The organism is Singulisphaera sp. GP187 (genome assembly GCF_900129635.1).
In the GTDB taxonomy this organism is placed as follows: domain Bacteria; phylum Planctomycetota; class Planctomycetia; order Isosphaerales; family Isosphaeraceae; genus Singulisphaera.
The window spans coordinates 2,642,585-2,667,161 of sequence record NZ_FSRB01000001.1 but is presented as its reverse complement, the minus strand read 5'-3'; the positions used below and the strand labels follow the sequence as shown (position 1 = coordinate 2,667,161).

General features: G+C 62.4%; 21 protein-coding genes. 13 read left to right on the top strand and 8 right to left on the bottom strand.

Going from position 1 to position 24,577, the window contains the following annotated elements:
- Positions 1-143: 143 nt before the first annotated feature.
- Positions 144-2,477, bottom strand: a complete 2,334-nt coding sequence (locus tag BUS42_RS10425; RefSeq protein WP_074306856.1) for a carboxylesterase family protein — start codon at positions 2,475-2,477, stop codon at positions 144-146.
- A 296-nt stretch (positions 2,478-2,773) separates the two neighbouring features.
- On the opposite strand from BUS42_RS10425, the gene BUS42_RS10420 reads away from it, so the two are divergent.
- The 3 genes from BUS42_RS10420 to BUS42_RS10410 all read left to right on the top strand — a co-directional run bounded on the left by BUS42_RS10420 (position 2,774) and on the right by BUS42_RS10410 (position 5,910).
- A complete protein-coding gene (locus BUS42_RS10420; protein ID WP_074306855.1) occupies positions 2,774-3,373 on the top strand; it encodes a hypothetical protein in 600 nt (199 codons plus the stop codon).
- 136 nt (positions 3,374-3,509) lie between these two features.
- Positions 3,510-5,423 (top strand): dihydroxy-acid dehydratase, encoded by a 1,914-nt coding sequence (gene ilvD / locus BUS42_RS10415; RefSeq protein ID WP_083670125.1) that lies wholly within the window; start codon positions 3,510-3,512, stop codon positions 5,421-5,423.
- A gap of 223 nt (positions 5,424-5,646) precedes the next feature.
- Positions 5,647-5,910: a hypothetical protein gene (locus BUS42_RS10410; protein ID WP_074306854.1), complete on the top strand. Its 264-nt coding sequence runs from the start codon at positions 5,647-5,649 to the stop codon at positions 5,908-5,910.
- Between the two features lie 130 nt (positions 5,911-6,040).
- On the opposite strand, the gene BUS42_RS10405 is transcribed toward BUS42_RS10410, so the two are convergent.
- A complete protein-coding gene (locus BUS42_RS10405; protein ID WP_074306853.1) occupies positions 6,041-6,451 on the bottom strand; it encodes a PilZ domain-containing protein in 411 nt (136 codons plus the stop codon).
- Between the two features lie 593 nt (positions 6,452-7,044).
- Between BUS42_RS10405 and BUS42_RS10400 the strand changes: the two genes are divergently transcribed.
- Positions 7,045-8,040 (top strand): SGNH/GDSL hydrolase family protein, encoded by a 996-nt coding sequence (locus BUS42_RS10400; RefSeq protein WP_074306852.1) that lies wholly within the window; start codon positions 7,045-7,047, stop codon positions 8,038-8,040.
- Between the two features lie 108 nt (positions 8,041-8,148).
- Here BUS42_RS10400 and BUS42_RS10395 read toward each other — a convergent pair whose 3' ends face one another.
- Positions 8,149-8,796: a phosphatase domain-containing putative toxin gene (locus tag BUS42_RS10395; protein WP_074306851.1), complete on the bottom strand. Its 648-nt coding sequence runs from the start codon at positions 8,794-8,796 to the stop codon at positions 8,149-8,151.
- 325 nt (positions 8,797-9,121) lie between these two features.
- Here BUS42_RS10395 and lpxA point away from each other — a divergent pair, with 325 nt between their 5' ends.
- The gene (gene lpxA, locus BUS42_RS10390; RefSeq protein WP_173878239.1) at positions 9,122-9,952 is read left to right on the top strand and encodes an acyl-ACP--UDP-N-acetylglucosamine O-acyltransferase; all 831 of its coding nucleotides are present in this window, start codon (positions 9,122-9,124) and stop codon (positions 9,950-9,952) included.
- Positions 9,953-10,026: 74 nt separating this feature from the next.
- Here lpxA and BUS42_RS10385 read toward each other — a convergent pair whose 3' ends face one another.
- From BUS42_RS10385 to BUS42_RS10370, 4 genes are all read right to left on the bottom strand, one after another.
- The gene (locus BUS42_RS10385) at positions 10,027-10,854 is read right to left on the bottom strand and encodes an RND family efflux transporter (protein ID WP_074306850.1); all 828 of its coding nucleotides are present in this window, start codon (positions 10,852-10,854) and stop codon (positions 10,027-10,029) included.
- A 41-nt stretch (positions 10,855-10,895) separates the two neighbouring features.
- The gene (locus tag BUS42_RS10380; RefSeq protein ID WP_074306849.1) at positions 10,896-12,011 is read right to left on the bottom strand and encodes an aminopeptidase; all 1,116 of its coding nucleotides are present in this window, start codon (positions 12,009-12,011) and stop codon (positions 10,896-10,898) included.
- Between the two features lie 534 nt (positions 12,012-12,545).
- Complete coding sequence (locus BUS42_RS10375) at positions 12,546-13,745, bottom strand: hypothetical protein (protein ID WP_074306848.1); 1,200 nt, start codon at positions 13,743-13,745, stop codon at positions 12,546-12,548.
- A gap of 487 nt (positions 13,746-14,232) precedes the next feature.
- The gene (locus tag BUS42_RS10370) at positions 14,233-15,015 is read right to left on the bottom strand and encodes an MBL fold metallo-hydrolase (protein ID WP_074306847.1); all 783 of its coding nucleotides are present in this window, start codon (positions 15,013-15,015) and stop codon (positions 14,233-14,235) included.
- A gap of 711 nt (positions 15,016-15,726) precedes the next feature.
- Here BUS42_RS10370 and BUS42_RS10365 point away from each other — a divergent pair.
- From BUS42_RS10365 to BUS42_RS10340, 6 genes are all read left to right on the top strand, one after another.
- Positions 15,727-17,190 (top strand): HEAT repeat domain-containing protein, encoded by a 1,464-nt coding sequence (locus tag BUS42_RS10365; RefSeq protein ID WP_254053430.1) that lies wholly within the window; start codon positions 15,727-15,729, stop codon positions 17,188-17,190.
- Positions 17,187-17,846, top strand: a complete 660-nt coding sequence (locus tag BUS42_RS10360) for a GltB/FmdC/FwdC-like GXGXG domain-containing protein (RefSeq protein ID WP_074306845.1) — start codon at positions 17,187-17,189, stop codon at positions 17,844-17,846. The genes BUS42_RS10365 and BUS42_RS10360 overlap by 4 nt, the downstream gene beginning before the upstream one ends.
- Positions 17,847-18,160: 314 nt before the next feature.
- Positions 18,161-18,337, top strand: coding sequence for a hypothetical protein (locus BUS42_RS44960; RefSeq protein WP_254053429.1), 177 nt, complete (start codon positions 18,161-18,163; stop codon positions 18,335-18,337).
- Between the two features lie 27 nt (positions 18,338-18,364).
- A complete protein-coding gene (gene corA / locus BUS42_RS10350; RefSeq protein WP_074306843.1) occupies positions 18,365-19,417 on the top strand; it encodes a magnesium/cobalt transporter CorA in 1,053 nt (350 codons plus the stop codon).
- A 28-nt stretch (positions 19,418-19,445) separates the two neighbouring features.
- Positions 19,446-21,212 carry a single-stranded-DNA-specific exonuclease RecJ gene (gene recJ, locus BUS42_RS10345; RefSeq protein ID WP_074306842.1) on the top strand — a complete coding sequence of 589 codons (1,767 nt, stop codon included), beginning with the start codon at positions 19,446-19,448 and terminating at the stop codon, positions 21,210-21,212.
- The gene (locus tag BUS42_RS10340; RefSeq protein ID WP_074306841.1) at positions 21,190-21,858 is read left to right on the top strand and encodes a protein-L-isoaspartate(D-aspartate) O-methyltransferase; all 669 of its coding nucleotides are present in this window, start codon (positions 21,190-21,192) and stop codon (positions 21,856-21,858) included. The genes recJ and BUS42_RS10340 overlap by 23 nt, the downstream gene beginning before the upstream one ends.
- Positions 21,859-22,058: 200 nt before the next feature.
- Here the strand turns inward: BUS42_RS10340 and BUS42_RS10335 are convergent, their stop codons facing one another.
- A complete protein-coding gene (locus BUS42_RS10335; protein WP_074310938.1) occupies positions 22,059-22,604 on the bottom strand; it encodes a TetR/AcrR family transcriptional regulator in 546 nt (181 codons plus the stop codon).
- Between the two features lie 296 nt (positions 22,605-22,900).
- On the opposite strand from BUS42_RS10335, the gene BUS42_RS10330 reads away from it, so the two are divergent.
- Entirely contained in the window at positions 22,901-23,944 is a 1,044-nt protein-coding gene (locus tag BUS42_RS10330; protein WP_083670124.1) for a Nit6803 family nitrilase, read from the top strand.
- Between the two features lie 62 nt (positions 23,945-24,006).
- Positions 24,007-24,516 carry a hypothetical protein gene (locus BUS42_RS10325; protein WP_074310936.1) on the top strand — a complete coding sequence of 170 codons (510 nt, stop codon included), beginning with the start codon at positions 24,007-24,009 and terminating at the stop codon, positions 24,514-24,516.
- The last annotated feature ends 61 nt before the right edge of the window (positions 24,517-24,577 follow it).

Sequence of the window (24,577 nt, the reverse complement as noted above, 5' to 3'; positions counted from 1 at the left end):
GGGTCCGCCGGGATCGCGCCGGTAGACCCGGACGAGGACAAGCATTTTTTTGGGGGGGGGAATGGTCTGGAATGGCCGCGGCTCAAGTTCCCGAACCAAGACCCCGTGCTTCCGATCGACTTCCGTGGCGTCTGAACGCGTCGTTAGGCGCCCGGGCTCATCCACGAGGCTTTGAGCCAAAAGATTTGTTGGCGATCACCCCGGAGTCGGAGGTCTTCCAAGAACGGTTCGATGTTCGGTTCGGCCACCGGCTTGGAAAACGAATCCTTATTGATCCGGACCTCGATCTTTCGATTGAAATCAATCAACTTGGGGCTGACCCAGACGTCGAGTCGTTTGACCCCGTTGGTCTGGATCTTGATGAGATTACTGAGGTTGCTGGTCGACATCTTGATGGTGGCCGGCTTGAGGTTCTTCGCGAACGGTTCGACGACTTCCGGAGCCGTCGTGCGGCCCTCGAAGAACTCGCGGACGACGACCCCGTAGAATCGGTCGTCCGACTCGCGCGCCGTGACCGCGTCGAACTCTTTCGGGAACGGATCGCGTCGATGGCGGTCCATCCAGTCGAAAACCGCGGGTGCTTCCTCGGGGAGGTCTTCCAACCCGCGGTGGTAGTATTCGACATAGGTGACGTCGTAGGTCTTCGCGATCAGCGGCTTCAGGACGTTCTGGAAGACGATCTCGGGACCGGCCGGCGCCAGGTCGCCCAGGGCCACATAAAGGGGAACCAACTTGGCGTGCGACTGATAACGAAACGGGTACTTGAACGGACGCCCTGAGATCACCGCCACGCCGGCAAACAGGTCGGGGTGGGCCAGCCCGTAGTCCCACGCCATGTCCCCCCCGCGCAACTGGCCCCCCAGGAAGACGCGGTCGCCGTCGATCGCGTATCGCCGCCGCGCATCGCGCAGGGCCAGCTCCACGGCGGCGTGCTCGCTCGTCGTGTAGGTGTAGTCGTCACCCTGGCCGGGCAGGCGGTATTCCGGCGCAATGACGATGTAGCCCCTTCGCGTTGCCTCGGCCGACCACCAGTCGATCGCGGCCCCTGGCCCTCGTCCGTCGTGGAGCGCGACGACGGCCGGGTAGCTTCGAAGCGGCTGATATTCCGGCGGCAGCAAGACCGAGTACTCGGTGGGGGCGAGGTTCTGATCCTCGCCGACCCGATGGATGATCGGCTCCCCCGGCTTGGTTTGCTTGTCCGAGTTGAGCGGGGGCGTCATCAAGGTCGCGAGCCGAGTCAGGACATCGAGCCTGAGCGTCGCGACGGACTGCCCCGGCCGTTCGGGCAATGGCACGGTTTGGAGCTGGTCGAGGGCGGTGGCACGCTCGCCGGTGTCGGTGCTGGCCAGGTATTGATGCAGTTGGTCGCGAAGCTTCCAGAGGTTCGTGGCCATCTCCAGGCTGGGCACTGCGGCGTCGGCGCCGACCACAAAGCCGGACGCCGCCAGAGCAAAGCGGGCGTCGTCCTTGAGTGTGGGATCGTCCTTCGCCTTTTGCCAGGCCACGAAGCGGTCGCGGACGGCGTCGGGCGCTTCCGCGAAGGCGAGCAGCATCTCGTTCACCGGCTTCTTCCAGGCCTTCTTCGCATCCGACGGGATTCGATCCGACAATTCGCGAAATTCTTTCGCGAGTGTCTCGTCGGCGGCCGTCTGGGCTTCGTCCCTGCGAAGCTGGTCGCGGACTTCCACCAGGGTGTCCGCGGCAACATCCTTGGTCGGGAACGTTTTGAGCCGGTTCATGACGTCGTGATACTGTTGCGCTTTGCGGCGGACGTCGAGATCGGCCTTGAGTTGCGTCGACTCGAGCTGCGCCACGACCGTACGGGCGTTGCCGATGGTTTCGCGCAGGGAGGCGTCATCGGGAAAGTCACGGAGCAGGTTGTCGAGCGCGAGTTTGGCGTCGCTGTACCATTCGGCCTGGATCAGGAACGAGGCCACGCGGCGCCGCTCGTTGAGTTGGGTTTGATCGACCTTCGCGAGAATGCTCAGCACCTCTTGCCGCGGGATCTGCTTCGTGCTGAGCCGCCCATCCTGCCAGAAGCCATCCACGCCTCGTAGTTTTACTTTGTAGGGGCCGAGTTCATAGATCGCCTGCTCCATCGTGATCGGCTTCCGCGACTTGCCCGATCGGTATTCGAACTGCCGTCGGCCCTTATCGTTCCACGGAGTCGACTTGATGTCGAACGCCTCCTTGGGCATCACGCCGCCGTGCAGGACGAGGGGTTGCTCGAGCCTGAAGATTTCCCAATGGCCGAACGTGGTGTCGGGGTCTTTGCGTGCGATTTTCGAGTCCCGCACCACCACGCGTTTGAGACCGTCGTCGATGAAGACGATCGTGTTATCCTGGTCGACGGCACCGCGGTAGACGATCCCGTTTTTGAGGACCACGTTCTCGCCGAACGTCAGGGTCGACAACGACAAGAAGAGCAGGGTTAGACGCGAGCAGCCTGGTGGTCTCAGCCGTGGAACCTGTCTCATTGGCCTGGGTGTCCCTACGCCGAGTGAGTGCCGGAGATCTGGGCAAAGGGGAGGGATGTAGACGTGGTCGCCGGGTTCGAGCCGATCACCTTCTCTATTGTGGCGATTCGAACTGCGGGGTCAAGCCGCCTCGGCCAGTTCGGTTTCCCGGTCGATCCGGTCCTGATGCCATGCTTTGAGCGGAGCACTTGCGTTTCGCGGTGACTCCGGACAGTGGCACGATTGACAGGGGATCCGTAGGCTGGAAGGCCGTGGTTGCCAATCAAAACATCGAGCCTTCTCGGGGGCGGCAGGGCATGGCGGGGGTTCCACTCAAATTTCGATGCTATCAGTGCAACCAGCTCCTCGGGGTTTCGCGCGGGAGGGTTGGGACGGTCGTCGCTTGTCCCAAGTGCCGGGCCGACCTGATTGTGCCCGACCCGGACGAGGCCGAGGGCGCCGACGTCTCGCAGTCGCCGCGGTTCACCGAGACGTCTGAGGAAGGGATCTCGCTCGACCTGCTGGACATCCGGCCCGAGGATATCCGGGTCGAGCCGGGAGTGAACTGGACGCCGCCGCTGGCCGAGTCAGCGCCCCGTGAGCCCTACCCCTCGGTTCCGCCGGAACCCGACCCGCCGGTCCCCTCGGCTGTCAGCGAGACCACTTCGCCGATCGACTTAGGCGGGCTGACAGGAACAACGACTGAGGCGGCTCCGAAAGTCACGGAAGCGGTGGTTCCACCGATCCAGTTCGAGTCGACCCGCATTGCCGAGACGAGGGTCGTGTCGACTCGTTCGCGGGACGTCGTCCTCCCCCGTTCGGCGGTCGCCACCTGGTCGCTCTTCGTGCTGCTGGCCCAAGCGTTTGCGTTTGTGGCCGGCCTGCTCGCGGGGCACTTCCTCTGGCGGGTCCACTGATCGAACCGCCGGTGCGCGCGGCGTGTCTAGGAAGCACCCGTACCGTCTGATAGGATAGAATTTTGGCGCGTGATCGTCAGGCCGATCCCTTTCCGCGCACGTTCGACCTGGAATTAGTTAGCCGGGAGCCCTCCTCATGCCCACCGAAACGAATGGGGTCAGCATGCGTTCCGACACGATCAAAAAGGGCGACGCACGCGCGGGGCACCGCAGTTTGCTGCGCGCGACCGGGGTTCGTGATGGGGACTGGGACAAGCCGTTCATCGCGATCTGCAACAGCCATGTCGACATCATTCCGGGGCACGTCCACCTGCAGGAGGTGGGCAACTACGTCAAGGAATGTGTCCGGGCGGCGGGAGGCGTGCCCTTCCTGTTCAATACGATCGGCGTCGATGACGGGATCGCGATGGGCCACAACGGGATGAAGTTCTCGCTCCCGTCGCGCGAGCTCATTGCCGATTGTGTCGAGACGATGATCGAGGCGCACCGGTTCGACGGCATGATCTGCATCCCCAACTGCGACAAGATCGTGCCGGGGATGTTCATGGGGGCCATGCGGGTCAACGTGCCGACGGTCTTCGTCTCGGGAGGCCCCATGGAGGCGGGGAAGACCGAGAGCGGGAAGTCGGTCGACCTGATCGACGCGTTCGTCGCCGGCGTGAAGCGCCAAAACGGCCAGATCACCGCCGCGGAGTTGGATGAGATCGAGAAAGCGGCCTGCCCGACCTGCGGGAGCTGTTCAGGCATGTTCACGGCCAACAGCATGAACTGCCTGGCCGAGGCGTTGGGCATGGGCCTGCCCGGGAACGGCACGATCCTGGCGACCTCCGCGGACCGCAGGACGCTCTACGAACGCGCGGCGAAGCGGATCGTCGAGATGGCCAAGGATTTCGGTCGGCTCGGTGAAGGGCACGGGCTCTTGCCACGCGAGATCGCGACTCGCGAGGCCTTCGATAATGCCATGATCCTGGACATGGCGATGGGGGGGAGCACGAACACCGTGCTGCACATCCTGGCGATCGCACATGAAGCGGGCGTCGAGTACTCGATGCGCCGAATCGACGAGTTGAGCAAGAAGGTCGCGAACATCTGCAAGGTGAGTCCGGCCAGTTCCTACCACATTGAGGACGTCGCCCGCGCGGGGGGAATCCACACGATTCTGGGGGAAGTGGAGCGCGGTCGCCCCGGCCTCCTCACCCTGTCCTGTTCCACCGTGACTGGCAAGACCCTGGGGGAGAACATCGCCGACTACGACGTCCGGAACGCGAATGCGGTCGCCGTCGCCAAGACTCTGACTCGGGTCCGTGCCGGGGGCGAGCGCACCACGCAAGCCTGGTCCGTGCCGAGTGTGGTGGCCGAGGCGCGCTCGCAGACGGCCGGATTGGCGGTGTTGGACTCCGAGGGCGAAACCCCGGTCGACAACGGCAACGACGGCGGCGACGGGTTCGATCCGTTTGACGTGATCCGGACCGTGGACAAGGCCTACTCGCAGTCAGGCGGCCTGTCGATGCTCTACGGCAATCTCGCGCCCGAGGGGGCGGTGGTCAAGACGGCGGGTGTCGACCCCAAGATGCTCAAGCACACGGGCCCCGCCGTGATCTTCGAGAACGAGCAAGACGCCTACAACGGCATCGTTTTCGACAAGGTGAAGGCCGGCGACGTGGTCATCATCCGCAACGAGGGACCGAAGGGAGGGCCGGGGATGCAGGAGATGCTTGCTCCCACCACCGCCATCAAGGGGGTGGGCCTGGGAGACAAGTGCGCTCTGATCACCGACGGCCGGTTCTCGGGAGGAACGGCCGGAGCCTCGATCGGCCACGTCAGCCCCGAGGCCGCCGTGGGAGGTCCGATCGGCCTGCTCCGCGATGGCGACATCATCGAGATCGACATCCCCGCGGGCCGGCTCTCGGTGCAACTCTCCGACGCGGAACTCGCGACTCGACGGGCCGCCTGGACCGCGCCCGCCCCTCGCTTCACGCGCGGCTACCTCGCCAAGTACGCGAGCATGGCCACCAGCGCCCACACGGGGGCGATTCTCAAGTGGGACTGAGCGGTAAGTCTCGCGCGGGGCGGGCCAACTGGCCGCTCCGCGCCGAGAATCGCGACCCTCGGGCTGCGCATCCATAACGTCCCGCGTTTCTCGAGAAGGAATCTGGCCCGGCGGATGCTGGTGAACGTAGAATGAAGTGGAGGACTCGCGCTCCGTCGGCTTATTGGTTGACGGAGGTAGGTTCCTCGGCCCAACGGTCGTCCAGCGCGACCAGGGAGCACCGATGCAACACCATCACGTCCCAACCGAACAAGAGAAGACGCGTCTCGGCCAGCCGGACGACACCGCGTCACGCGTGCCACTCTCCCCGAACGAAGTCAATGACCTTTGGGTCAGTGATCTCCCCAATGATCTTGCCTGCCTTGGACTCTGCGACCTTGAACAAAGTCTCGCCGATCGTGGCGACGAGTTGGGCTTTCTCAGCCTGACCAGTGACGAGCCCGAGGGAAAGTCCGAAAGACCCCACCACCATGAAGTGGGGATGTAGGGTCGTTGCGGGCGAGTCCGACGTTGACTCGCATTCCTACGCTTGATCGAGCCTGCTTGAGTGAGCCCGGGCCGTTCTCCAGAGAGCGGCCCGGGCTTATTCGTGGGGGCTCATGATCCGCGCGCATCGTTCAGGGTTGCTCCGAGCTGGTCGGCCGAGTCGTTTTCTCGTCGCTGGTGTGGGGCGCGAGCACGGCCGACTTGATCATGATTGTTGGGCAAGGCTCGCGGAATTTGATCCGGATCCGGTAGGTTCCATCCGTCGGCTCGATGCCGACCACATCCCCTTCGATCCAAGGGGTCGGAGTGGACCCAACAAGGCGGATCCGGACAAACGCCGCGGTGGGCGGCGAAGTCGACGAGGTCAGCGCCGCGCCCATTCGACTGATATCGATCAGGCGTGCCTTGACCGTGCGGGTCTCTCGTCCTTGCTGCCACGAGACCATCGCCCGCCGTCGCGATTGGTGGCGCGGATTGGTCCGAAATGCATCACCCACCGCGCGAGGTCGGGATTTGAGGAAACCGAGCAGGTTGTCATTCATCAATCGACTCCTCGGAAGGAATGCCCAGCCGATCAGTCATTCCCTTTCGTCTGATTCCTCCGGCTACGAGCATTGTAGCCCACGTTCTCACGCCGTCTGTTGCCGAAATCCTACACTGAAGGTGAACTTAATGACACTGGATAAGGCGTTGCAAGGGGTTACCGGCCCCACCATGCCGTGGCGCCAGCGCCGAAGTCGACGAATGTAAGTCCTTTTCAGGCCAACTTTCGTCGTTGCAACCCTCCTTACCCCTACAAGCCTGCAAAGAGGACGATTTTCCCTCGTCGAAACGCCGAAGAAGCTTTAGTTTTTCCAAAATTGGAGCTAAAGTTTTCGACGTCACAGGACAACTTTCGGACGTAATTGTCCTGGTTCTGGTTCATGAAGAAGGTTGTGGATCAACCTGTTTCCGAGTTGCCAATCCGATTTCGCCACGCCATGCCACTTTGACGGCGGTTGACGAGGTTTGTGACTCGGAACTTTTGCGCAGTCCAATGCTCCAGGGAGGAATGAGCGCATCATCGATTGACGAGCCGTTTACGGCGCACTCAATCGATCACCACCTATGATGTATCCACCGGGAGTGTATGGCAATGCGGGGGCTGAAGGAGGGAATTCTGGCGTCGATCTTGGCATTGATGCCAGGCTCGGCGGTTCCAGCAGGCGAGTTTACCGGAATCGGGGTCCTCGGCGACAGCTATTCAGATGAATATCAATTCTACTCTCCGGACCGAATGAGCAGCCGCAACTGGGTGGAGATTCTTGCCGCGACCCGTGGTCTCAATTTCGGCCAGTTCAGTACGATCAGCCGTGGCCAACCGCGGAACCAGGGCTACGAGTTCAACTGGGCCCAGAGTGATGCGACGACCGTGGATCTCCTTGCCGCCGGGCAGCATACCGGATTGGCCACCCAGGTGGCCGCGGGGGAAGTTTCGCTGGTCGTGATCTTCGTGGGCGGGAATGACTTCATTCATGCGCTCGTCTCCGCCAATCCCGCGACCGCGCTGGGCGAGGTGTTGCCCCGGGCTCTGGCCAACTATCGGGTCGCCCTGGAGACGATTCTCAACGCAAACCGGCAAGTCAACGTCGTCGCCGTCACGGTCCCGGATATCAGGGACCTGCCGATGATCCGGGGGGCCGTCCGCGATCGAGGACTGTCGGTTGAGCTGCTGGATCGTTATTCCGCCGCGCTCAACGCCTATAACACCCAGATCCGGTCTCTCGCCCTGATCCAACCGAGGGTTGCGGTTGCCGACTTCGATGTGGCGGCGAAGATCGCCAATCGGTTCAGCCGTGACCACGCCTTGATCGGAGGCCGGAGACTCGACCGGCTCCAATCGGGGAATGACCTCCATCATCTCTTTCTGGCCGACCAGCGCCATTTCGGGACGATGGGGCAGGGGCTCATGGCCCAGATGGTCGTCAATGCGATCGACACGAAGTTCGCCGCGACGGTCGCGCCGCTGAGCGACCGTGATATCGCGGGTTTCGCGGCCTCGCTCTCGGAACCGACTGCAAATCCAGCCTCGCTGGCAACGCTCGGCGCGAAGGGAACACGCGCCGAGAGCCGTCCGACCGAGGGGCGTTGACAGGACCGTGCCCACCGGGCGTCCTCTCCTCGTTCCTCTGGGGGACTGGTATCCGCGCCGCGTTATGGATCGAAAGGCGATGGGACGATCACCCCCAGGGGCACCGCGCTAATTCCCTGAGATCAAGGTGCGAAGTGAGAGACCATCCGGGGCGCGTTGGTTGAGCCGGGTCTGGCGGCGGGGCAGGACCCGCTCATTGTAAAACGCCGTCATCTGTCGGTAGTCGGGGCCGTGGGCGACCTCTTTCAAACCGAAGCTCCGCGAGATCTCCTCGGTCGCGCGCTCCAGCGTCCAACCACAGTGGAGCGTTCGGTATGCGATCTGAACCATTGAGGCCCGGTTGATGCCGTGATGGCAGTGGAAGTAGACGGGCTGGTTCTCGGGGGCGGCCAATTCGTCGGCGGCTTTTTCGAGGCTATCGAGCAAGGAACGCGAGACGCCCGTGGCGCGGCGATCGACGATCGGGATATGGATCCAGCGGAATCCCAACTCGTCGGCGAGGGCCTTCTCCTTGGCGACCAAGGGGCTCTCGGGAGGATGGGCAAGCGCCACGACTGTCTTGATCTGATAGTCACGCACAAGCCTGTGCATGGGCCAGTCTTGCTGCCAGGCGCCGCGGTAAATCCGCCCCGGTACAACGACTGCGAATTTGTCGATGAACACGTAGTCCTGGCCATGGCGCCAGATCTGGTGACAGGCCACGATGAGCAACGCCCCCGCGAGCAAGCGGCGACGCCAAATCCGGTGAGGGAGCATGGAACCGACTCCAACAATCTCGAAGCGAGTAAGGCGCCCGCGGCCCTCTCAAGAGGGTGCGGGATGGTAGCAGAGACCCAGGATTTCGCCAAGCCGGGTCGAACGCGGCGCTCGAATCTGTGTGCGCGGTGCGTGGCCTGGTAAAAGAACCAAATGACTCGACCCTGGTACGGGGCGTCGTTTAGGGTGTATGCTCTCGGGAGAGAACTCGGCGGGGCATTGGATCGGCTCCTTTACCGAGGTCGTCCGAGCGGACGAACGTGGCGGTCGCCACGCCTATGCAATAGGCGTTGAGGCCGATCCCACGGACCTCAAGGGATTGGGGATGCCGAACGTGACGACCATCATCGCACCCAGAGCTTATGTCGATCCTCGCGCTGAATTGGCCGACGACGTCGAGGTCGGTCCCTTTTGCGTCATTGGGCCCGAAGTCCGGATCGGCCGCGGGACCCGCCTGTCCGCCAACGTCTGCATCTCAGGCCGAGTGACCATCGGTGAGTTCAATCGGATCGGTCCGTTTGTCTCGATCGGCGACGTCCCGCAGGACGTTTCCTATCGCGGCAGTCCCACCCGCGTGGAAATCGGCGATTGCAACCTCCTGGGCCATGGGGTGACGATCCACCGCGCCTCCGAGAAAGAGGACGGACTCACGCGGATCGGCAGCCGGAACACGTTGCTGGCCTCGGCGCATGTGGCCCACGACTGCAAGTTAGGGGACGACATCACGCTCGGCGAATGGACGATGCTCGGCGGCCATGTCCACGTCGAAGACCACGCCGGGTTTGCCGTCGGGGTGGCCATCATTCATAACGTGACGATCGGCGCCTACAGCTTCGTCGGGATGAAGTCGAAGGCGACCCAGGACGTCCCTCGGTATATGCGGGCGGACGGGATCCCCTCCAAGGTTCGTCGCGTCAATGCGTCGGCCCTGAGGAGAAAGGGACTCCCCAAGGACGCGATCGCGGCCCTGGAAGAAGCCTACCGACTGATCTATCTTGGCAAGATGCGGCTTCCCCAGGCGGCCGAGTTGCTCCGATCCCACGGTCAATTCACCGCGGAAGTCGAGCGCCTCATCGAAGGCATCGAGACCCAACGCCGAGGCAAGAATGGTCGCGCCCGCGAGAATTCGCTCGGCAAGGGCGAAACGCACGAATGAGGGAAGCCGTGGAGCTGGCGACGACTCGACGGCCGGGCGAAGCATCGGCCCGGCCGACGAGACTTGGTCGCTGATCAGTTCGTCGTCGCGGGTTGAACCGGGTCGGACTCGTTCTCTTCCAGCTTCTTTCGCTCAGCGGCCAGGGCGGCCTCGGCGTCATCGACGGCCCTCTGGAACAGGGCGACGTCCTCAGTCGCGATCAGGCCGCGAGCCGAGCGCTGTTGGGCGATCGTCAACTGGCTCTTGGAGCCGGCCGTCACGACCTCGAAATACTGGATCCGCGCCTTGAGGTAAGAACCTTTGAGTCGCTGATACTCCACGGAGTCGTACGACTTTTCCCCTCGACGCGCGGCGAGTTCCATGACGATTTGCGCCTCGCGCGACTTGCTGAGGGCCAGGCTTGCCTGAGCGGTGTTGAAGGCCTGTTCCGCGTCGTCGAGCTCTTGTCGGCTGATCGCCTTTCGCTGGAAGAGAACGCGAGTCTGCTTGAGGGTGTAGTCGCGAAAATCGAGGTCGACCTGGGCCATGGTCGCCTGTTTTTTGACCCAGTCGAGCAGGAGCGAGTACGCCTTGACCTCGTCGGCCGAGATGACACGGCCCATCACGTCGCGCTCGTAGATCTTCAAATTCCGATAGGCGGTCGATTCCGCCTCGTGGGCTTCCTCGTAGCGTAGCGAGGCCGATTCCCGTTCGAGGTCGGCCCGGCTCACCAGCCCGCGTTGCGATAGGCGTTTGGTGCTGACCAACTGGGCGCGCTTGAGCAGGACGGTATCGTGCAACCGCTGGATTTCGCGGTCGAGGTCGTCGATCTCCATGCTCCGGTGCAGGGCGAGCGGGAACTGGTCAGGGTCGCTCTTGGTCTGGCCGATCAGGGCCAGCGCGAGGAGGAGAGTCGTGAGCATGGAGCGCTTCTCTCGTGGGTTCGGGGCACGTTCCTCGTCAATTATTCAGGATCGAGTGCCTGGAGATCCTCGGGGATGAATCGGCCGTCGACCCGGATCGGCTCGCCGTCGAATGCGATGCTCCCGCCCCCATAGTCGGATCGTTGGATTTGCACGAGATCCCAGTGAATCTTCGAACGATTGCCGTTGTCTGCCTCATCATACGCGTTGCCGGGGGTGAAGTGAAAGCTGCCGGCGATCTTCTCGTCGAAGAGGATGTCCCGCATCGGATGGAGGATCCTCGGGTTGCACCCGATCGACCATTCGCCGATGAAGGAGGCTCCTTCGTCAGTCTCGAAGATCCGCCGCAGCTTCTTGACATCGCCCCCAGTGCAGTGCGCCTCGACAATCCGCCCGTCCCGGAAGTCGAGCCGGACGCCGTCGAACGAGGAACCTTGGTAGATCGTCGGCGTATTGAAGCGAACGTGACCTTGAACCGAGTTGCGTACGGGGGCGGTGAAGACCTCGCCGTCGGGGATATTCATCTCGCCCGAGCAAGGGATGACCGGGATCCCTTCGATCGAGAACCGCAGGTCCGTCTCCGGCGCCTTGATATGAACCTCTCGTGCCTTGGTCATGCGTTCGACCAGCGGCCTCAGCGCCTTCGCGAGTCGAGGATAGTCGAGGTTGCAGACATCAAAATAGAAGTTCTCAAACGCCTCGGTACTCATCCCGGCCTGCTGGGCCATGCTCGAGTTGGGGAGCCGGAGGACGCACCATTTCGTTTGCTTGATCCGGCACTCGAAGTGGACCGGCTTGAGGTAGTGCGTGTTGTAGAGGTTCATCTTTTCCCCCTGCACGTCGGACATCTCGTTGATGTTCCGCGCGCCTCGGAGACCGATGTAGGCGTGAACCTGGCTCATTCGGTGCAGCTCGAAGTCGCCCAGGGCACGCATCTGCCCCTCCGAAGCGTTCTTGATGAGCTCGCGAATGATCCGCGTGTCCTTGGTCTCAACCAGGGGAAAGGCGCCTTTTCTCGCGGCTTTCTGGACGAGGAGCCGGGGCAGGGTGCTATCGTCGAGATCGAAACACTCGATGAGCAGGACTTGCCCTTTTTCGAGCCGAGTCGAGTGGCCGATCAGGATGTCGGCGAGAGCCTCCCAGCGGGGGTCGGGCATGAGCATATCCCTGTACGAGTCTGGTGTGCGGCAGGAACGGGTCCGAGGCGGTCTTCCTCGGAAAGGAGACAAGTCCGCCCAGACGCAATGAACGATCGCCGGGTCTCATTGTAAGCCCCCCACGCTCGCGGGCGAAGTCCGAGGCGTCGCTTCGCGGAGACGGACGGTTCACGAACGCTCGAAGTCCTGCTCTGTCTCGTGGGTGGGTGAGAAAATCGTTGCACCGGGAGGATGGAGAATCAGACGGCGACGAGGCCGTGAAGCCATGCAAAAAAAACAACGATCCGCCAATGGGCTAAAAACCAACTGAAAAGAGCGGACGCAGCAAGTCGTTATCCTGTCATGGTTTGCAGTCGACGCAGCGACGCAACTCTTTTCGGGTAAACCTTTTGCAGAAACACCCAAATCCTACTGGTTTTTAGCCCATTGGCGGATCGTTGAAAAAAAAAGGGTGGCAGGTGCCGATGAGGCCCTTGCCACCCGAGATCGTTTCGTGGGCGGGTTCGTCGTTGTCAGGCGTTACGGCGGCTTGGCTTAGGGCTTGGTGGAGGGTTTGACCGTCGCGCTGATTTCGATGTCGACTCCCGGGCCGAGCGGGAGACGGAGCAGGTAGGGCTTGATCGTGGCCCAGAAGCTTTGGGGCGAAATTCCAGGCGTACCGGTCGCACTGGGCTCGGGGTGATAACTTGCTTTGTGCGATTCGAGGTCGACCGACTTGGGCGCCTCGATGTCGTTGTCCTTGATGGGAGGCGTGCCCGCTTCGTCGCTTTCGGATTTGGGTCGGGGTGCGGTCTGCGGGGTGGCGCACGGCTCGGAGGTTCCGGGGAGCGAGGTCGGAGGCACCTGGGATTCCGGCAGCGGTGGCAGTGGGACGGGCGTTCCATCCGCGGTGCGGGCCATCGGCAGTGAGCGGCTGGGCATGTCCGGAACCCGGCCGGGCATGGGGATCATGGGGGCTCGGGCGGGTGCCACGAATGTGAAGCTTCGGCCGATCGCCCGCGTCAAATCGACGGTGGTCCGCGTGGCAACAGGGCTGGCTTCGACCAGCATCAGGCGTTCACGGACAACGGCCTTTCCATGGCCGTCGTCGATCGTGTGGGCGCCGAGGCTCGCCACGAGGACTCCGCCATTGGGGATCAGCCACTCCCCTTGGAGCGACTCTTTGACGACTTCCGGCACATCGAGCTTGGGGCTGAGGGTCGTCGGTTCGTCCTGCTCGTCTTTCTTGGGGACGAACTCGGTCAATTTCACCTGGTGAATTGCGGCGATCCGCGTTTCCTCGACGACCATCCTCACGAGCATGCCCTGGTCGAGTTTTCGTCCCGACATCGTGAACTGGCAGCCCTCACGGAGATCCTCGTGATCGGTGGTATAAGCGACCGCCAGGGCATGGTCGACGGGGCCGTCAGCGTGCCGCGTGAGCTGCGAGGCGACCTTGCGGGTCGTCCGCTGGGAATAGACCGCCATGGCGTCGGGGTCCGCCATGACTTGCGGGCTCATCAAGACCCGGCTCGCCTGATCCACCAAGGGTTTGATCAGTTCCTGATTGGCCGTCCAGATCGAGCACGAGCCCTGCCGCGAGACGGGCTGAAGTCGGGCGTAGATCGACTCACGCCACTTCAACCCATCCATCTCAAGCAGTTTGACTCGATACTGGATCGGGGGATGCCCCGGGTTCGGGGATGAATCTGCTCCGAGGAGAGCTACGACGAAGAGACTCAACGCTACGTGCATGCGACGACCTCCGTTCCGCCTGACGAAACCTACCGGTCAACGATCCGTGTCGCCGGCCCTGGGCGCGGGATTCTATGCGCGATGCCTTCGGCCGTCAATCGCGACTTGTCGGTCAATCGGGCGATTGACTTGAGCCGATTTCCTCCCCGAAATCAGCCTTCGTCCTCGTTCTCGGCCGAAGGAGATCCGAGAACCGGTCGTGGGCAAGTTTGGTGAGGTGAGCACGGCGCAACGGCTTTATCTTGCCCGATTGGCATCAACCTGCCGCTTCGCGAATCGGCAGGCTGAAACCGGTTCGCGAGCGCGTCGGGGAGTGGTCGCAACTGACCATTCCTCGGACGCCGCCCACCAGGCCGTTTGAGTCGCGGGTTGGTGGGTGTGGATGTGTGGGGGAAGACGTGATGAAATCCGTTGGGCGTCGATTCACCCTCGGGGCGATATCGGGTGGGCCCGATCTACCCACCCGACAGGCTTCGTCCGTACGCGATCAGAGGTTAAGCTTTCCTTGCACGAGCTCGTCTTCCCACTCGTCGAGCAGCGGCCAATCGACGGCACAGGTCCCGAAGTCGGCCATATGGGTGTACGACTCGAGCCGGGCGATTGTGGCGTCGAGCAGCGCGTTGTCCTTTCGGAAGATCGGACCGTGCGAGGGGAGGAGATACTCCGCGTCGCAGGCGCGAATCCGCTTGAGACTGGCAATGAACTCCACGAGATTCGACCCGTGGTGTGCGTCGATCACCCCCACGCACCCATCCCGAAAGATGTTGTCGCCCGAGAACAGAAGCGAACCCATCCGGAACGAGAGCTGACCGGCGGTGTGGCCCGGCGTGCTCCAGACCTCGAGCTTCCGATCGCCGATCGTCACGACGTCGCCTTCATCGATCGTCATATCGACTTTGCAACGGGGCATCGGGATGTGGATGTTCTGGGCGTCAATCCGCGCGTAGGTGAGCACCTCGTCGCCATCCTGGAGCGGGGCGACGCTCTTGGGGTGGGCGGCAACCTTGCACTTGAGCACCTCGCGGGCCCGCGCCAGACCCTGAGTGTGGTCGGCATCGGCATGGGTCGCCAGGATCATCTTGCAGTTGGAAAGGCTGAAATTCATCTGCCGGATCAGCTCGAGGACTTCAGAGAGCTCGTCGAGGAAGCCGACGTCGATCAAGGCGTACTCCGTGCCGCCGTCGATGAGGTAAATATTCACCCCAAGTCGGCGTCTGGCCTGGACATTGAGCTCGATGATGCCAGGAAAGATATAACGGCGTTCGACCATACCCAGGCAATCTCCACAATCGACCGAACAGCCAACGTGCCCTACATGGCGCTCGCGGGCCACATGTCTTGGCCTAGTTTCCGGAGGATTATTGCCAGATTCTACGGGCGATGGCCCTCGGGAACAACTCCCCCACCCCGAACAGGGCCGTCTCGCCTTCGATTCCCCCACTCCTCCAGGGAACGAAATTGCGCTGAGGGCGTCCAACTGGAAAGGGGACTGAGGAGGGGTAATGCCTATTTCCCCTGCTTTTCCTGGTTTATTCGTTTAATGTTTAACTTTTTCTTGATCTCGGGTGATGCCGGCGGGGGTCGAGACCCGGCCGGGAGGGTTTGGTTGACTTGACAGGGGGGCATTAGCAGGTTAACTTTGGAGCGGGTATTCCTCGATGGAAGTACCTGGACCAACTTGAGATGAGTTGTTGTTCCGACGGGTCGAGCCAGCGTGTACGCCGCCCCAAAAGCGGGTGGATTTGCGTGTTGAGTCGTCCCCGCAGTTCCCGTCCCAGTTGCGCGGTCATCTACGTCCCGGCCAATCGGCCGAGAGTCTTGGCTGCGTGGCGACAATCGCACATGACTATCGCACCAGACCCGGCGTAACGTGGGCCTCGGGCCGTGACTCGACCGGGTTGTTAGGGCCGCGAGTTTAACCAAGAGGTTGGCGACCATGATCAAAGCGCTCGCCCCGAGGATGCCACGGGGGTGCTCGTGGGTGTGGCCTTCGATCGTGCTGCTCGGCGTCCTTCCGCTGACGCTCCAGGCACAACAAACCACGCCGCTCACGGAGGCCGGGAAATCGGCCGAGAACTCCGACGACACCAAGAAGAAAGCGGTCGCGGCTCCTGCGGCAAAGCCGGAGGCTGGGGATCAAGCCGAGGCGAAAGAGCACGAAACCACGGCGTCGGTGGAGATCTTCGTCGATCCGAATGCAACGAAGGCGAACGAGAACACGTTCACGCCCCTTCCTTCGGGCACGTTCAACCCACGACAGATCCGCGAAATCGAGGCGATGGCGAAGGGTGGGGCGCTCGACCGTGACCTGATTCAGAAATACGTGATCAAGTACACGGCTGACCTGACGAACCGTTCGTTCATCAATGGATTGATTGCGCCCAATCCAGGCGCGGGTCCCAATGCCGCGGCGGCGGTCGGGTTTCGTGACGCCAGCGCCAATCTTTCCACCCCGATCGAGCTGGCAAAGCGGGCGAACAACGCAGCGTTCCTCAAAGCTTATACCGAGGCGCTTCTGTCGGTGGCGCCCAAGCTGCTGAAGAACCACCTGCTGGCCCGACTTGAGGCGGCGATCCTCCTTGGGAAGACGGGAAGCCCCGACGCGATCGACACATTCATCACGCAGCTCAATGACAAGGACCAGACGACTTGGGTGAAAATCTGGTCGGCACGGGGCCTGCTCAATATTCTCCAAATCCCGGGCGGAGGCTACCAGGATCTCCCTGGTGGGACGACTGCGACCGCCAAGTCGGCTCATGCCCTGGTGGATTGGCTGGCTGATAAGAGCCTGCCCTGGCCCGCGCAATTGCGTGCTCTCGAGGCTCTGGGGGCGTTGCGGATGGCCGCCGATCCTCGGGCGCAGGCGAAGCTGGAGATGGCCACCGCCGCCATGCAAATGCTTGCAGACCCCGCGGTTCGGCTCGAAGTTCGTGCTCAAGCGGCCTGGACCTTGGGCATGATGCGGGTCAGTGCCGCGAATGGAAAGTTTAATTACAAACTCGTCGCCTACTATGGCGGTGAGGTTGCCGCCGAGCTCGGCGAGCGGATCCTGGCCACCTATGGCACGAACATCACGCTGGCCCAGTCCTACGCCGCGCCCTTGCTCTACCAGATCTATCCGAGCTTCTACGGAGTGGAAGGGGCCCGAGAGTCGGGCCTGCTCCGGATGCCCAACCTCGGGAACAACCGTGGATTCATCGAGCAGTTGGGCAATCAGATCAAGCCCGTTGCCAAGTCGGCGGTCGAACTTTTCAAGGCTCCCAAGGGGAATCGGGACAAGTACGCCAAGGAATTGAGCGATAAGGTGGCGGTCTTGAAGTCCTTCCTCGACAAGAATGTTCCGGACGACAATCAGTTCGGCGACAAGCAGTTCCCGCTGAAAGCCGAGATTGCCGATGTTCGAGCCGAAGACCCCAAGGTCGCCGGCGCGGTTCGCGGCAAATGACTCCACCTGATTCAGCAAGCGAGACCGCGGTCGTCTCCGTTCCCGACATCCGCGACTATGAGAAGATCAACGCGGAGCTGGTTCAGCGGTTGGATTCGGGGGCGAAGCTTGTCTGTCTCGCCGGCGCCGAGGGCCAGCGGTTCCTGGCGGCCGGCCTCAAGGGAGCCTGGAACGCGGTCGTTGAGGTGGAGGGACGCGCGGGTCCGGAACTGGCCGCTGAGATGGATGCTCCGGGCCTGACGATTGTCTGTCGCGGGCCTGCCGCGGATGGCGCGGGGCGTGGCCTACGGGCGGGCCGGATCCTCATCCTGGGGGACGCGGGCGAGGGCCTGGCGTATGCTCAGCAAGGGGGGACCGTCCTCGCCACCGGTGGAACCGGCGCTCGTGCCGGTCTGAATCAGCGTGGCGGCGTCCTCGCGATGCTGGGACCCATCGGTCGTCTCGCCGGCGAGAGGCAGGTGGGGGGGCTGATCTTTGCCTTTCGCGACCAGCTTGGTCCCCATGCCGGCCGCGGCCGGCGCGGAGGCCGCCTGCTCCCGTTAATTTCCGAGACCGTAGGCGCGGATTCGGTCGAAGTCGGCGACCTCGCGATCTTCCGTGCAGTCCTCCTCGATTTTAGCCGATGGACTGGTTGGGAGCCGGACGATCGGCCATGAGCGGCGACCGTGCGCATCATCACCGATCCAGGTCCTCGGCCTCTCGAAGCCCGGGCGGTGGTATGCGTTGGCATCCGCGATCCTTGAGCCAATCGATTGCGATCCTTGGCCTACTCCTGTCGGGATGTCGGGAGGAATTGGGGCCGGAGCGATTCGAGACGACCTCGGTCTCCGGTATAATTCGCCTGGGCAGTCGCTCGATCGGGAAGGACTGGAAGGGCTGGATTGAATTCATTCCCGTGGACGGGACGGTAGGCAAGCTCCGATCCGTGCCCATTCGCCCTGATGGCTCGTTCGAGGCCGATCGGGTTGCGGTGGGTTGGAATCAAATCGGGCTGGTCAATGCACCGATTGGTCCTGATCTGGCCGACAAATTTCATCCATTCGCCAGCCCGATCAGGCGCAAGATCCCTCAACACCGCTCGGAGCTTGCGATCGATCTCTACGAAGAAGCGATCAAGGATCAAAAAGCCGCTCTGCAACGTCCTTGAGACTCGATATCCCCGGGATCCGTGCCGATGAGTGCGCTGCAAGCCGATACCGTCTCGACGGGACAAAGCGTCACGGGCCTCCAGATCAAGGTCGTTTACCGGGACGGCGACGGTCAGATCCATTTCGATTGGCCGATCGACCAGATTCCGCAGGCGCTCGACGACGCGAAGGGAACCCTCTGGGTCGAGATCGAAGATCAAACCCAGAACACCGATCGCCGGGTGGAAGAGCTGCTCGACGGCGTTTTCCACTTTCATCCCCTGGCGATCGAGGATGCGGTCAAGGATACCCACGTCGCCAAGGTCGACGACTGGGGGGAATATCTCTACATCGTCTTTCACACCATCGACTTCGACCCCGATACCGACAGCGTTCGGCTCCACGAGCTCGACCTGTTCCTCGGGCGCAATTACCTGGTGACCTACCACAACGAACCGCTGAAAATCCTTGATCAACTCCGCCGCAATATCGAACGGGACCCGGCGAACCGGCTCAAGCATGGGGCTGGGCATTTGCTCTACCACGTCCTCGACATGAGCGTGGCCGAATACCTTCCCGCGATCGAGCATCTCGATGAGGCGATCGACTCCGCGCAGGACGAGGTGTTCGACCGGCCGACTCCGACCACGCTCCAAGCGATTTTTCAGGTCAAGCGATCAGCGCTCCGGCTCCACCGCATTCTCGCCCCCGAACGTGAAGTGCTCAATCGCTTGGCCCGTGACGAATACGATCCGGTCAACCCCGAGCATCGCGTCTACTTCCGCGACGTGTATGATCATGTCGTCCGGATCCATGATATTACCGAGAGTCTCCGCGACCTCATTTCCGGAGCCTTGGATACCTATCTCTCGGCGATCTCCAATCGCACTAACGATATCATGAAGGCATTCACGCTGGTTACAGTGATGTTTCTGCCGCTTTCGTTCCTGACGAGTTTTTTTGGAATGAATTTCTTTGGCGGCACGCTCGAATTCGACAGTTGGATGCCCAAGCGGACGCTCTTCGTGGGGTCGTGTCTGATTATGCTATTCATGCCCGGGTTCCTCTATCTCTTTGCTAAGCGCCGGGGCTGGTTCTAAGCCTTCACGGGCGAGAGGAAAGCGGCGGATGAGCACGCGCTGGCGGTTGAGACCCCATGATCCGGATCGGACCGCGGCCCTGGGCCGTGACGCGGGCATTCCGCCGCTGGTCGCTCAGATTTTGCTGAATCGGGGAATCGAAGAACCGACGCTTGCCCTGGCGTTTCTCGAGTCGCGACTCTCGTCGCTTCATGATCCTGAGTTGCTGCCCGGGGTCGTGGAGGCGGCTGATCGGATCATCAGGGCGGTCCGTGCTCAGAAAAAGATCGTGATCTATGGCGACTATGACGTCGACGGCGTCTGTGGCACCAGTATCCTCTGGGACTGCCTCCGCCTGGCAGGTGCGAAGCAACTCGATTACTACATCCCGCATCGGGTCGAAGAAGGCTACGGGGTGAATGCCGACGCCTTGCGGCGACTCGTAACGGAGTCGCGGGCGGAGCTGATCGTCACGGTCGATTGCGGCATTTCGGCCGTGAATGAGGCCCGACTGGCGCGAGAGCTCGGCGTTGAGTTCATCGTGACCGACCATCATACGGTCGGGAGCGAATTGCCCGAGGCGGACGTGATCGTCCATCCTCGACTCGAAGGCAGCCGCTATCCGTTTGGCGACCTCTGTGGCGCGGCGGTTGCCTTCAAGCTTGCCTGGCAGATTGCCAAGGGGTTTGGCGACGGTAAGAAGGCGTCTCCCCACCTCCGTGATTTCCTCGTCTGTTCACTCAGCCTGGTCGCGATGGCGACTGTGGCGGACGTGGTGCCCCTCAAGGGCGAAAATCGGATCCTCGTTCGCCGCGGGCTGATCGGGATGTACGCCGAGCCGACCGAGGGGATCCGCGCTTTGATGGAGGTGTCCGGCTGCCTCGGCAAGCGAAAGTTGACGGCTGGAAATATCGGCTTCAACATGGGCCCTCGGATCAACGCGGCGGGACGTCTGGAACGGGCGATGAAGGCCGTAGAGTTGCTCACGACCCACGATGTGGAGTTGGCCGGTAAGATTGCCGGGGAACTCGATCAGTGCAATAAGGAGCGGCAAGACCTCGAGCACAAGATCGTCTCCGAAGCCCATCAGATGATCACGGAGCAAGGGGGATTAGGGAGCCGAGGCGCGATCGTCTTGGGGCGAGTGGGATGGCATCCCGGGGTGATCGGGATCGTCGCCAGCCGCCTGGCGGAAGTCTACCATCGGCCGGCCGTCGTGGTCGCGCTGGGCGATGAGGTGGGGCAAGGGTCGGCCAGGTCGATCCCTGGTCTCGACCTGTATGAGGCGATTCACCAATGCGCCGAGGGACTGATCAGTTTCGGTGGCCATGCGGCGGCGGCCGGTCTCAGGCTTCCGGTTGGCCAACTCGCCGCGTTCGCGGAGCGGTTCGAACTCCATTGCCGCGAGACGCTGACCACCGAACAATTACGAAAGTCACTCACGATTGACGCCGAGGTCCCGCTGGCGATGCTGTCGACCAAGTTGGTTGAGACGCTGGAGATGCTCGAGCCGCACGGGATGGGCAATCCGCGGCCGCTACTGCTGGCCAGCGGAGTGCGTCTGCTTGGCGAGCCTCGGATCGTGGGGGAGCGGAAGAATCATCTTCAGCTTCGCTTGATGCAGGGGTCGTTGGTCGTCAAGGCGATTGCCTGGAACATGGCCGATCGGGCCAAGTCACTCACGGCGAATACGCTCTGTTCGTTCGTGTTTCACCCCTCGATCAACGAGTGGAACGGACGTCGCGAAGTGCAGCTCGAGGTGAAGGACTTTCAGCTCGACGAGGCGAGCGAGCATGCCCAGCCACAGACCGCGTGACCCATTCCCTGGCGCCGCCATTGCGCAACAAGTTCGCCAGCGGGGAATCCGTGATCCCCGTCTCCTGAACGTTCTCGCCCGACTCTCGCGCCGGCAGTTCCTCCCTCCCGAGGAGCGCCGGTTCGCCCTCGACGATCGGGCGATTCCGATCGGCCACGACCAGACGATCAGCCAGCCGTTCATGGTGGCCGTGATGACCCTGGAACTCGCATTAACAGGAACCGAGCGGGTCTTGGAAATCGGCACCGGCAGCGGCTATCAAACGGCCGTCCTGAGCCTTATGGCCGAGGAGGGGGAGATCTTCACCATCGAGCGGCACGCCACGCTCTCGTTGCGGGCGCGGACGATCCTTGATGGCCTCGGGCGGACGAACATCCGTTACCTGATCGGCGACGGCACCCTCGGCTGGCCGGCCGAAGCCCCGTTCGATCGCATCCTGGTGACCGCGGGGGCGCCTGGGTTTCCATCGGCCCTCTTCAATCAGTTGATCGAAGGGGGCCGACTGGTGGCGCCCGTGGGCGATGAGTATAGCCAAGAGCTCATGCTCTTCCGGAAGCAAAATGGCCGGCCTGAGAGTCGCTCGATCATGGGGTGTCGGTTCGTCAAACTGATTGGGGCTGAGGGGTGGATCGATCAAGGACCGTGAAGTCCGCGTCGCGCATGCCCGCCATTTCGCACCGCGATGAGCCGGGATCAAGCCGTCACGAACGAGGAATCACTCCTTGTGGCGGCGGGCGACGAGCAGGCTGGTGATCGATTTCCTTGCCTGGGCGATTCGAGGCGCAAGCCGTGGTTTAAGTCCCGAGACCCCGCGGGGGTTGCCCGGAGGTCCAAGGGATTGGCCGCTTATGCTTTGATCGAGCTCTTCTCCGCCTCCTTGAGAATCTCCGCCGACAACTCAGGGGCGGTCACCAGCCGCGACAGGGTCAGCACGCCGATCGTCGTCGAGACCGCCACCAGGGCGCGCCGTCTCGCGGCCGCGGGCGGACTCTTGCCGAACTGCCCCGCCATGATCTCGTCGAGCTTCAGCAAGCCGTCAGACGCCACGGCTCGCGTCGTTTCGTCACACCGGCCAAGCTCGCTGCCGATCGCGGCAAGCAGGCATCCGTCGCCAGGATTGTCTCGATGACGGGTGGTGAGATACGACGTCGCGGCTCCTGAACCGGCGGCGGTCACTCGCTCGGTCAACGCTTCCAGGGCCGCGGCGCAGGCCTCCGCGACGAATTGATCCTTCGACTCAAAGTGCTTGTAAAAGCCGCCGTGAGTCAGTCCGGCGGCCCTCATCAGGTCATTGAGCCCGGTCGCGACGATCCCGTTCTTGCGGAACTCGCCCGCCGCGACCGCGATGATCCGCTTGCGGGTCTGCGCCGCCTCCTCTCTCGATTTCCTCACGACGCCTCTTCCGGCGAAATCTTGGATTTCCATTGACATCGAAAATGCCGATGCCTACGATTTGGATGTCATTCAACATCTTAAATGGCGTTGGCGGAGAATGCAAATGGTTTCAGGCCAGGTCTTGGCCACGGGCGCAACGGTTCGTCACCCGTTGGTCCAAAGCGGTGTTCTCGGTGACGGGACGGCGGACCCGCCGCGGTGGCGGGTCCTCTCCCTGGTTGCTCTCGGCTCGTACGTCCTGCTCACATGTATTGAAATCAACTTGTCAATATGAACTATTCAGGACATTCGCGATGCCCACCATCAAGGCCGCGGCCGTGCAGTTGAGCCCGGTGCTTTACAGCCGCGAAGGCACTGTGGACAAGGTCTGCCGACAGATCATCGCCCTCGGTCACCAGGGCGTGCAGTTCGCCACCTTCCCGGAAACGGTGGTGCCGTACTACCCCTATTTCTCCTTCGTGCAGCCGCCTTACAAGATGGGCGCGGAACACTACCGGTTGCTGGAACAATCCGTCACCGTACCGTCGGCCGCCACCCTGGCTATCGGCGAGGCCTGCAAGCAAGCGGGGATGGTGGTGTCCATTGGCGTCAACGAGCGCGATGGCGGCACGCTCTACAACGCCCAATTACTGTTTGATGCTGACGGCAGCCTGATTCAGCATCGTCGCAAGATCTCCCCGACCTATCACGAGCGCCTGATCTGGGGGCAGGGGGACGGCTCCGGACTGCGCGTGGTTGACAGCGCGGTCGGGCGCATCGGCTCGCTGGCGTGCTGGGAGCATTACAACCCCCTGGCCCGTTACGCATTGATGGCCGACGGCGAGCAGATTCACTCGGCGATGTATCCGGGCTCATTTGCGGGCGATCGGTTCGCCGAACAGATCCAGGTCAACATCCGCCAACACGCCTTGGAATCCGGTTGCTTCGTCGTCAACGCCACCGCCTGGCTGGACGCCGATCAGCAAGCCCGGATTATGCAGGACACGGGATGCGACATCGAACCGATCTCGGGTGGCTGCTTCACCGCGATCGTCTCCCCGGAAGGCGAATTGCTTGGCGAGCCCCTCCGTTCCGGTGAAGGCGTCTTGATCGCCGATCTCGATTTCTGGTTGATCGACAAACGTAAGCGTATGATGGATTCACGCGGTCACTATAGTCGCCCCGAACTCCTCAGCCTGTTGATCGACCGCACACCGACCGCTCATTTGCATGAGCGAGGCGCGCACCCGATGTCGCTTGCCGCCGAGGCGTTCGACGAGCCGAGGCGAAGCACTGAGCTCACGGGCACCCCGAGAGCACGCGACGGGAGCGCCGGGACGCCCTCGAAGGGAATCTGAAAAACTCTAATGATTGCATGTAATTGTGCTGTGATCCAGACCTCAATCGGAGCCGTGACCAGGTGTTTGTTCCAACTTCCGCCCTACCAACATTTACGATCATTCATGTCGCCATCAGCCTGGCGGCGATCGCCTCGGGATTCATCGTCTTGTTCGGGATGATCGCGAACAAGACGCTCGATGGCTGGACCGCCTTCTTCCTGGGGACCACGGTGGCGACGAGCGTGACCGGCTTCGGGTTCCCGATCAAGGGACTGACGCCGGGGATCGCCTTCGGCTTGATCTCGCTCGTGATCCTGGCAGGAGTGATCTACGCCCGCTACCTCCGGCGCCTCGCTGGCAACTGGCGCCCAGCGTACGTCATCGGCGCGACGATCGCACTCTACCTCAACTTCGTTGTCTTGATCGTCCAGTCGTTCCAGAAGCTGCCCATTTTCAAGGCCTTGGCCCCCACGCAGTCCGAACCGCCCTTCCTGGCCGCCCAACTCGGCTCGCTGGTGGCGTTCATCGTCCTCGGCACGCTCGCGGTGAAGAAGTTCCGCAAGATTCTGTTGATGCCCGTGGACGCCTAACCTCAGTGGCCGACGGGGCCGGACCCGTTCAGTGGGCAGGTCGAGCTCGCGACGTGGCTCG

Coding starts and splice junctions, on each gene's coding strand:
- BUS42_RS10375 (WP_074306848.1), bottom strand. CDS start 13,745: ATGCACGTAGCGTTGAGTCTCTTCGTCGTAGCTCTCCTCGGAGCAGAT.
- recJ (WP_074306842.1), top strand. CDS start 19,446: ATGAGCACGCGCTGGCGGTTGAGACCCCATGATCCGGATCGGACCGCG.
- BUS42_RS10330 (WP_083670124.1), top strand. CDS start 22,901: ATGCCCACCATCAAGGCCGCGGCCGTGCAGTTGAGCCCGGTGCTTTAC.
- BUS42_RS10385 (WP_074306850.1), bottom strand. CDS start 10,854: ATGCTCACGACTCTCCTCCTCGCGCTGGCCCTGATCGGCCAGACCAAG.
- BUS42_RS10370 (WP_074306847.1), bottom strand. CDS start 15,015: ATGGTCGAACGCCGTTATATCTTTCCTGGCATCATCGAGCTCAATGTC.
- BUS42_RS10410 (WP_074306854.1), top strand. CDS start 5,647: ATGCAACACCATCACGTCCCAACCGAACAAGAGAAGACGCGTCTCGGC.
- BUS42_RS10360 (WP_074306845.1), top strand. CDS start 17,187: ATGACTCCACCTGATTCAGCAAGCGAGACCGCGGTCGTCTCCGTTCCC.
- BUS42_RS10425 (WP_074306856.1), bottom strand. CDS start 2,477: ATGAGACAGGTTCCACGGCTGAGACCACCAGGCTGCTCGCGTCTAACC.
- lpxA (WP_173878239.1), top strand. CDS start 9,122: ATGCCGAACGTGACGACCATCATCGCACCCAGAGCTTATGTCGATCCT.
- ilvD (WP_083670125.1), top strand. CDS start 3,510: ATGCCCACCGAAACGAATGGGGTCAGCATGCGTTCCGACACGATCAAA.
- BUS42_RS10405 (WP_074306853.1), bottom strand. CDS start 6,451: ATGAATGACAACCTGCTCGGTTTCCTCAAATCCCGACCTCGCGCGGTG.
- corA (WP_074306843.1), top strand. CDS start 18,365: ATGAGTGCGCTGCAAGCCGATACCGTCTCGACGGGACAAAGCGTCACG.
- BUS42_RS10340 (WP_074306841.1), top strand. CDS start 21,190: ATGCCCAGCCACAGACCGCGTGACCCATTCCCTGGCGCCGCCATTGCG.
- BUS42_RS10420 (WP_074306855.1), top strand. CDS start 2,774: ATGGCGGGGGTTCCACTCAAATTTCGATGCTATCAGTGCAACCAGCTC.
- BUS42_RS10395 (WP_074306851.1), bottom strand. CDS start 8,796: ATGCTCCCTCACCGGATTTGGCGTCGCCGCTTGCTCGCGGGGGCGTTG.
- BUS42_RS10380 (WP_074306849.1), bottom strand. CDS start 12,011: ATGCCCGACCCCCGCTGGGAGGCTCTCGCCGACATCCTGATCGGCCAC.
- BUS42_RS10400 (WP_074306852.1), top strand. CDS start 7,045: ATGCGGGGGCTGAAGGAGGGAATTCTGGCGTCGATCTTGGCATTGATG.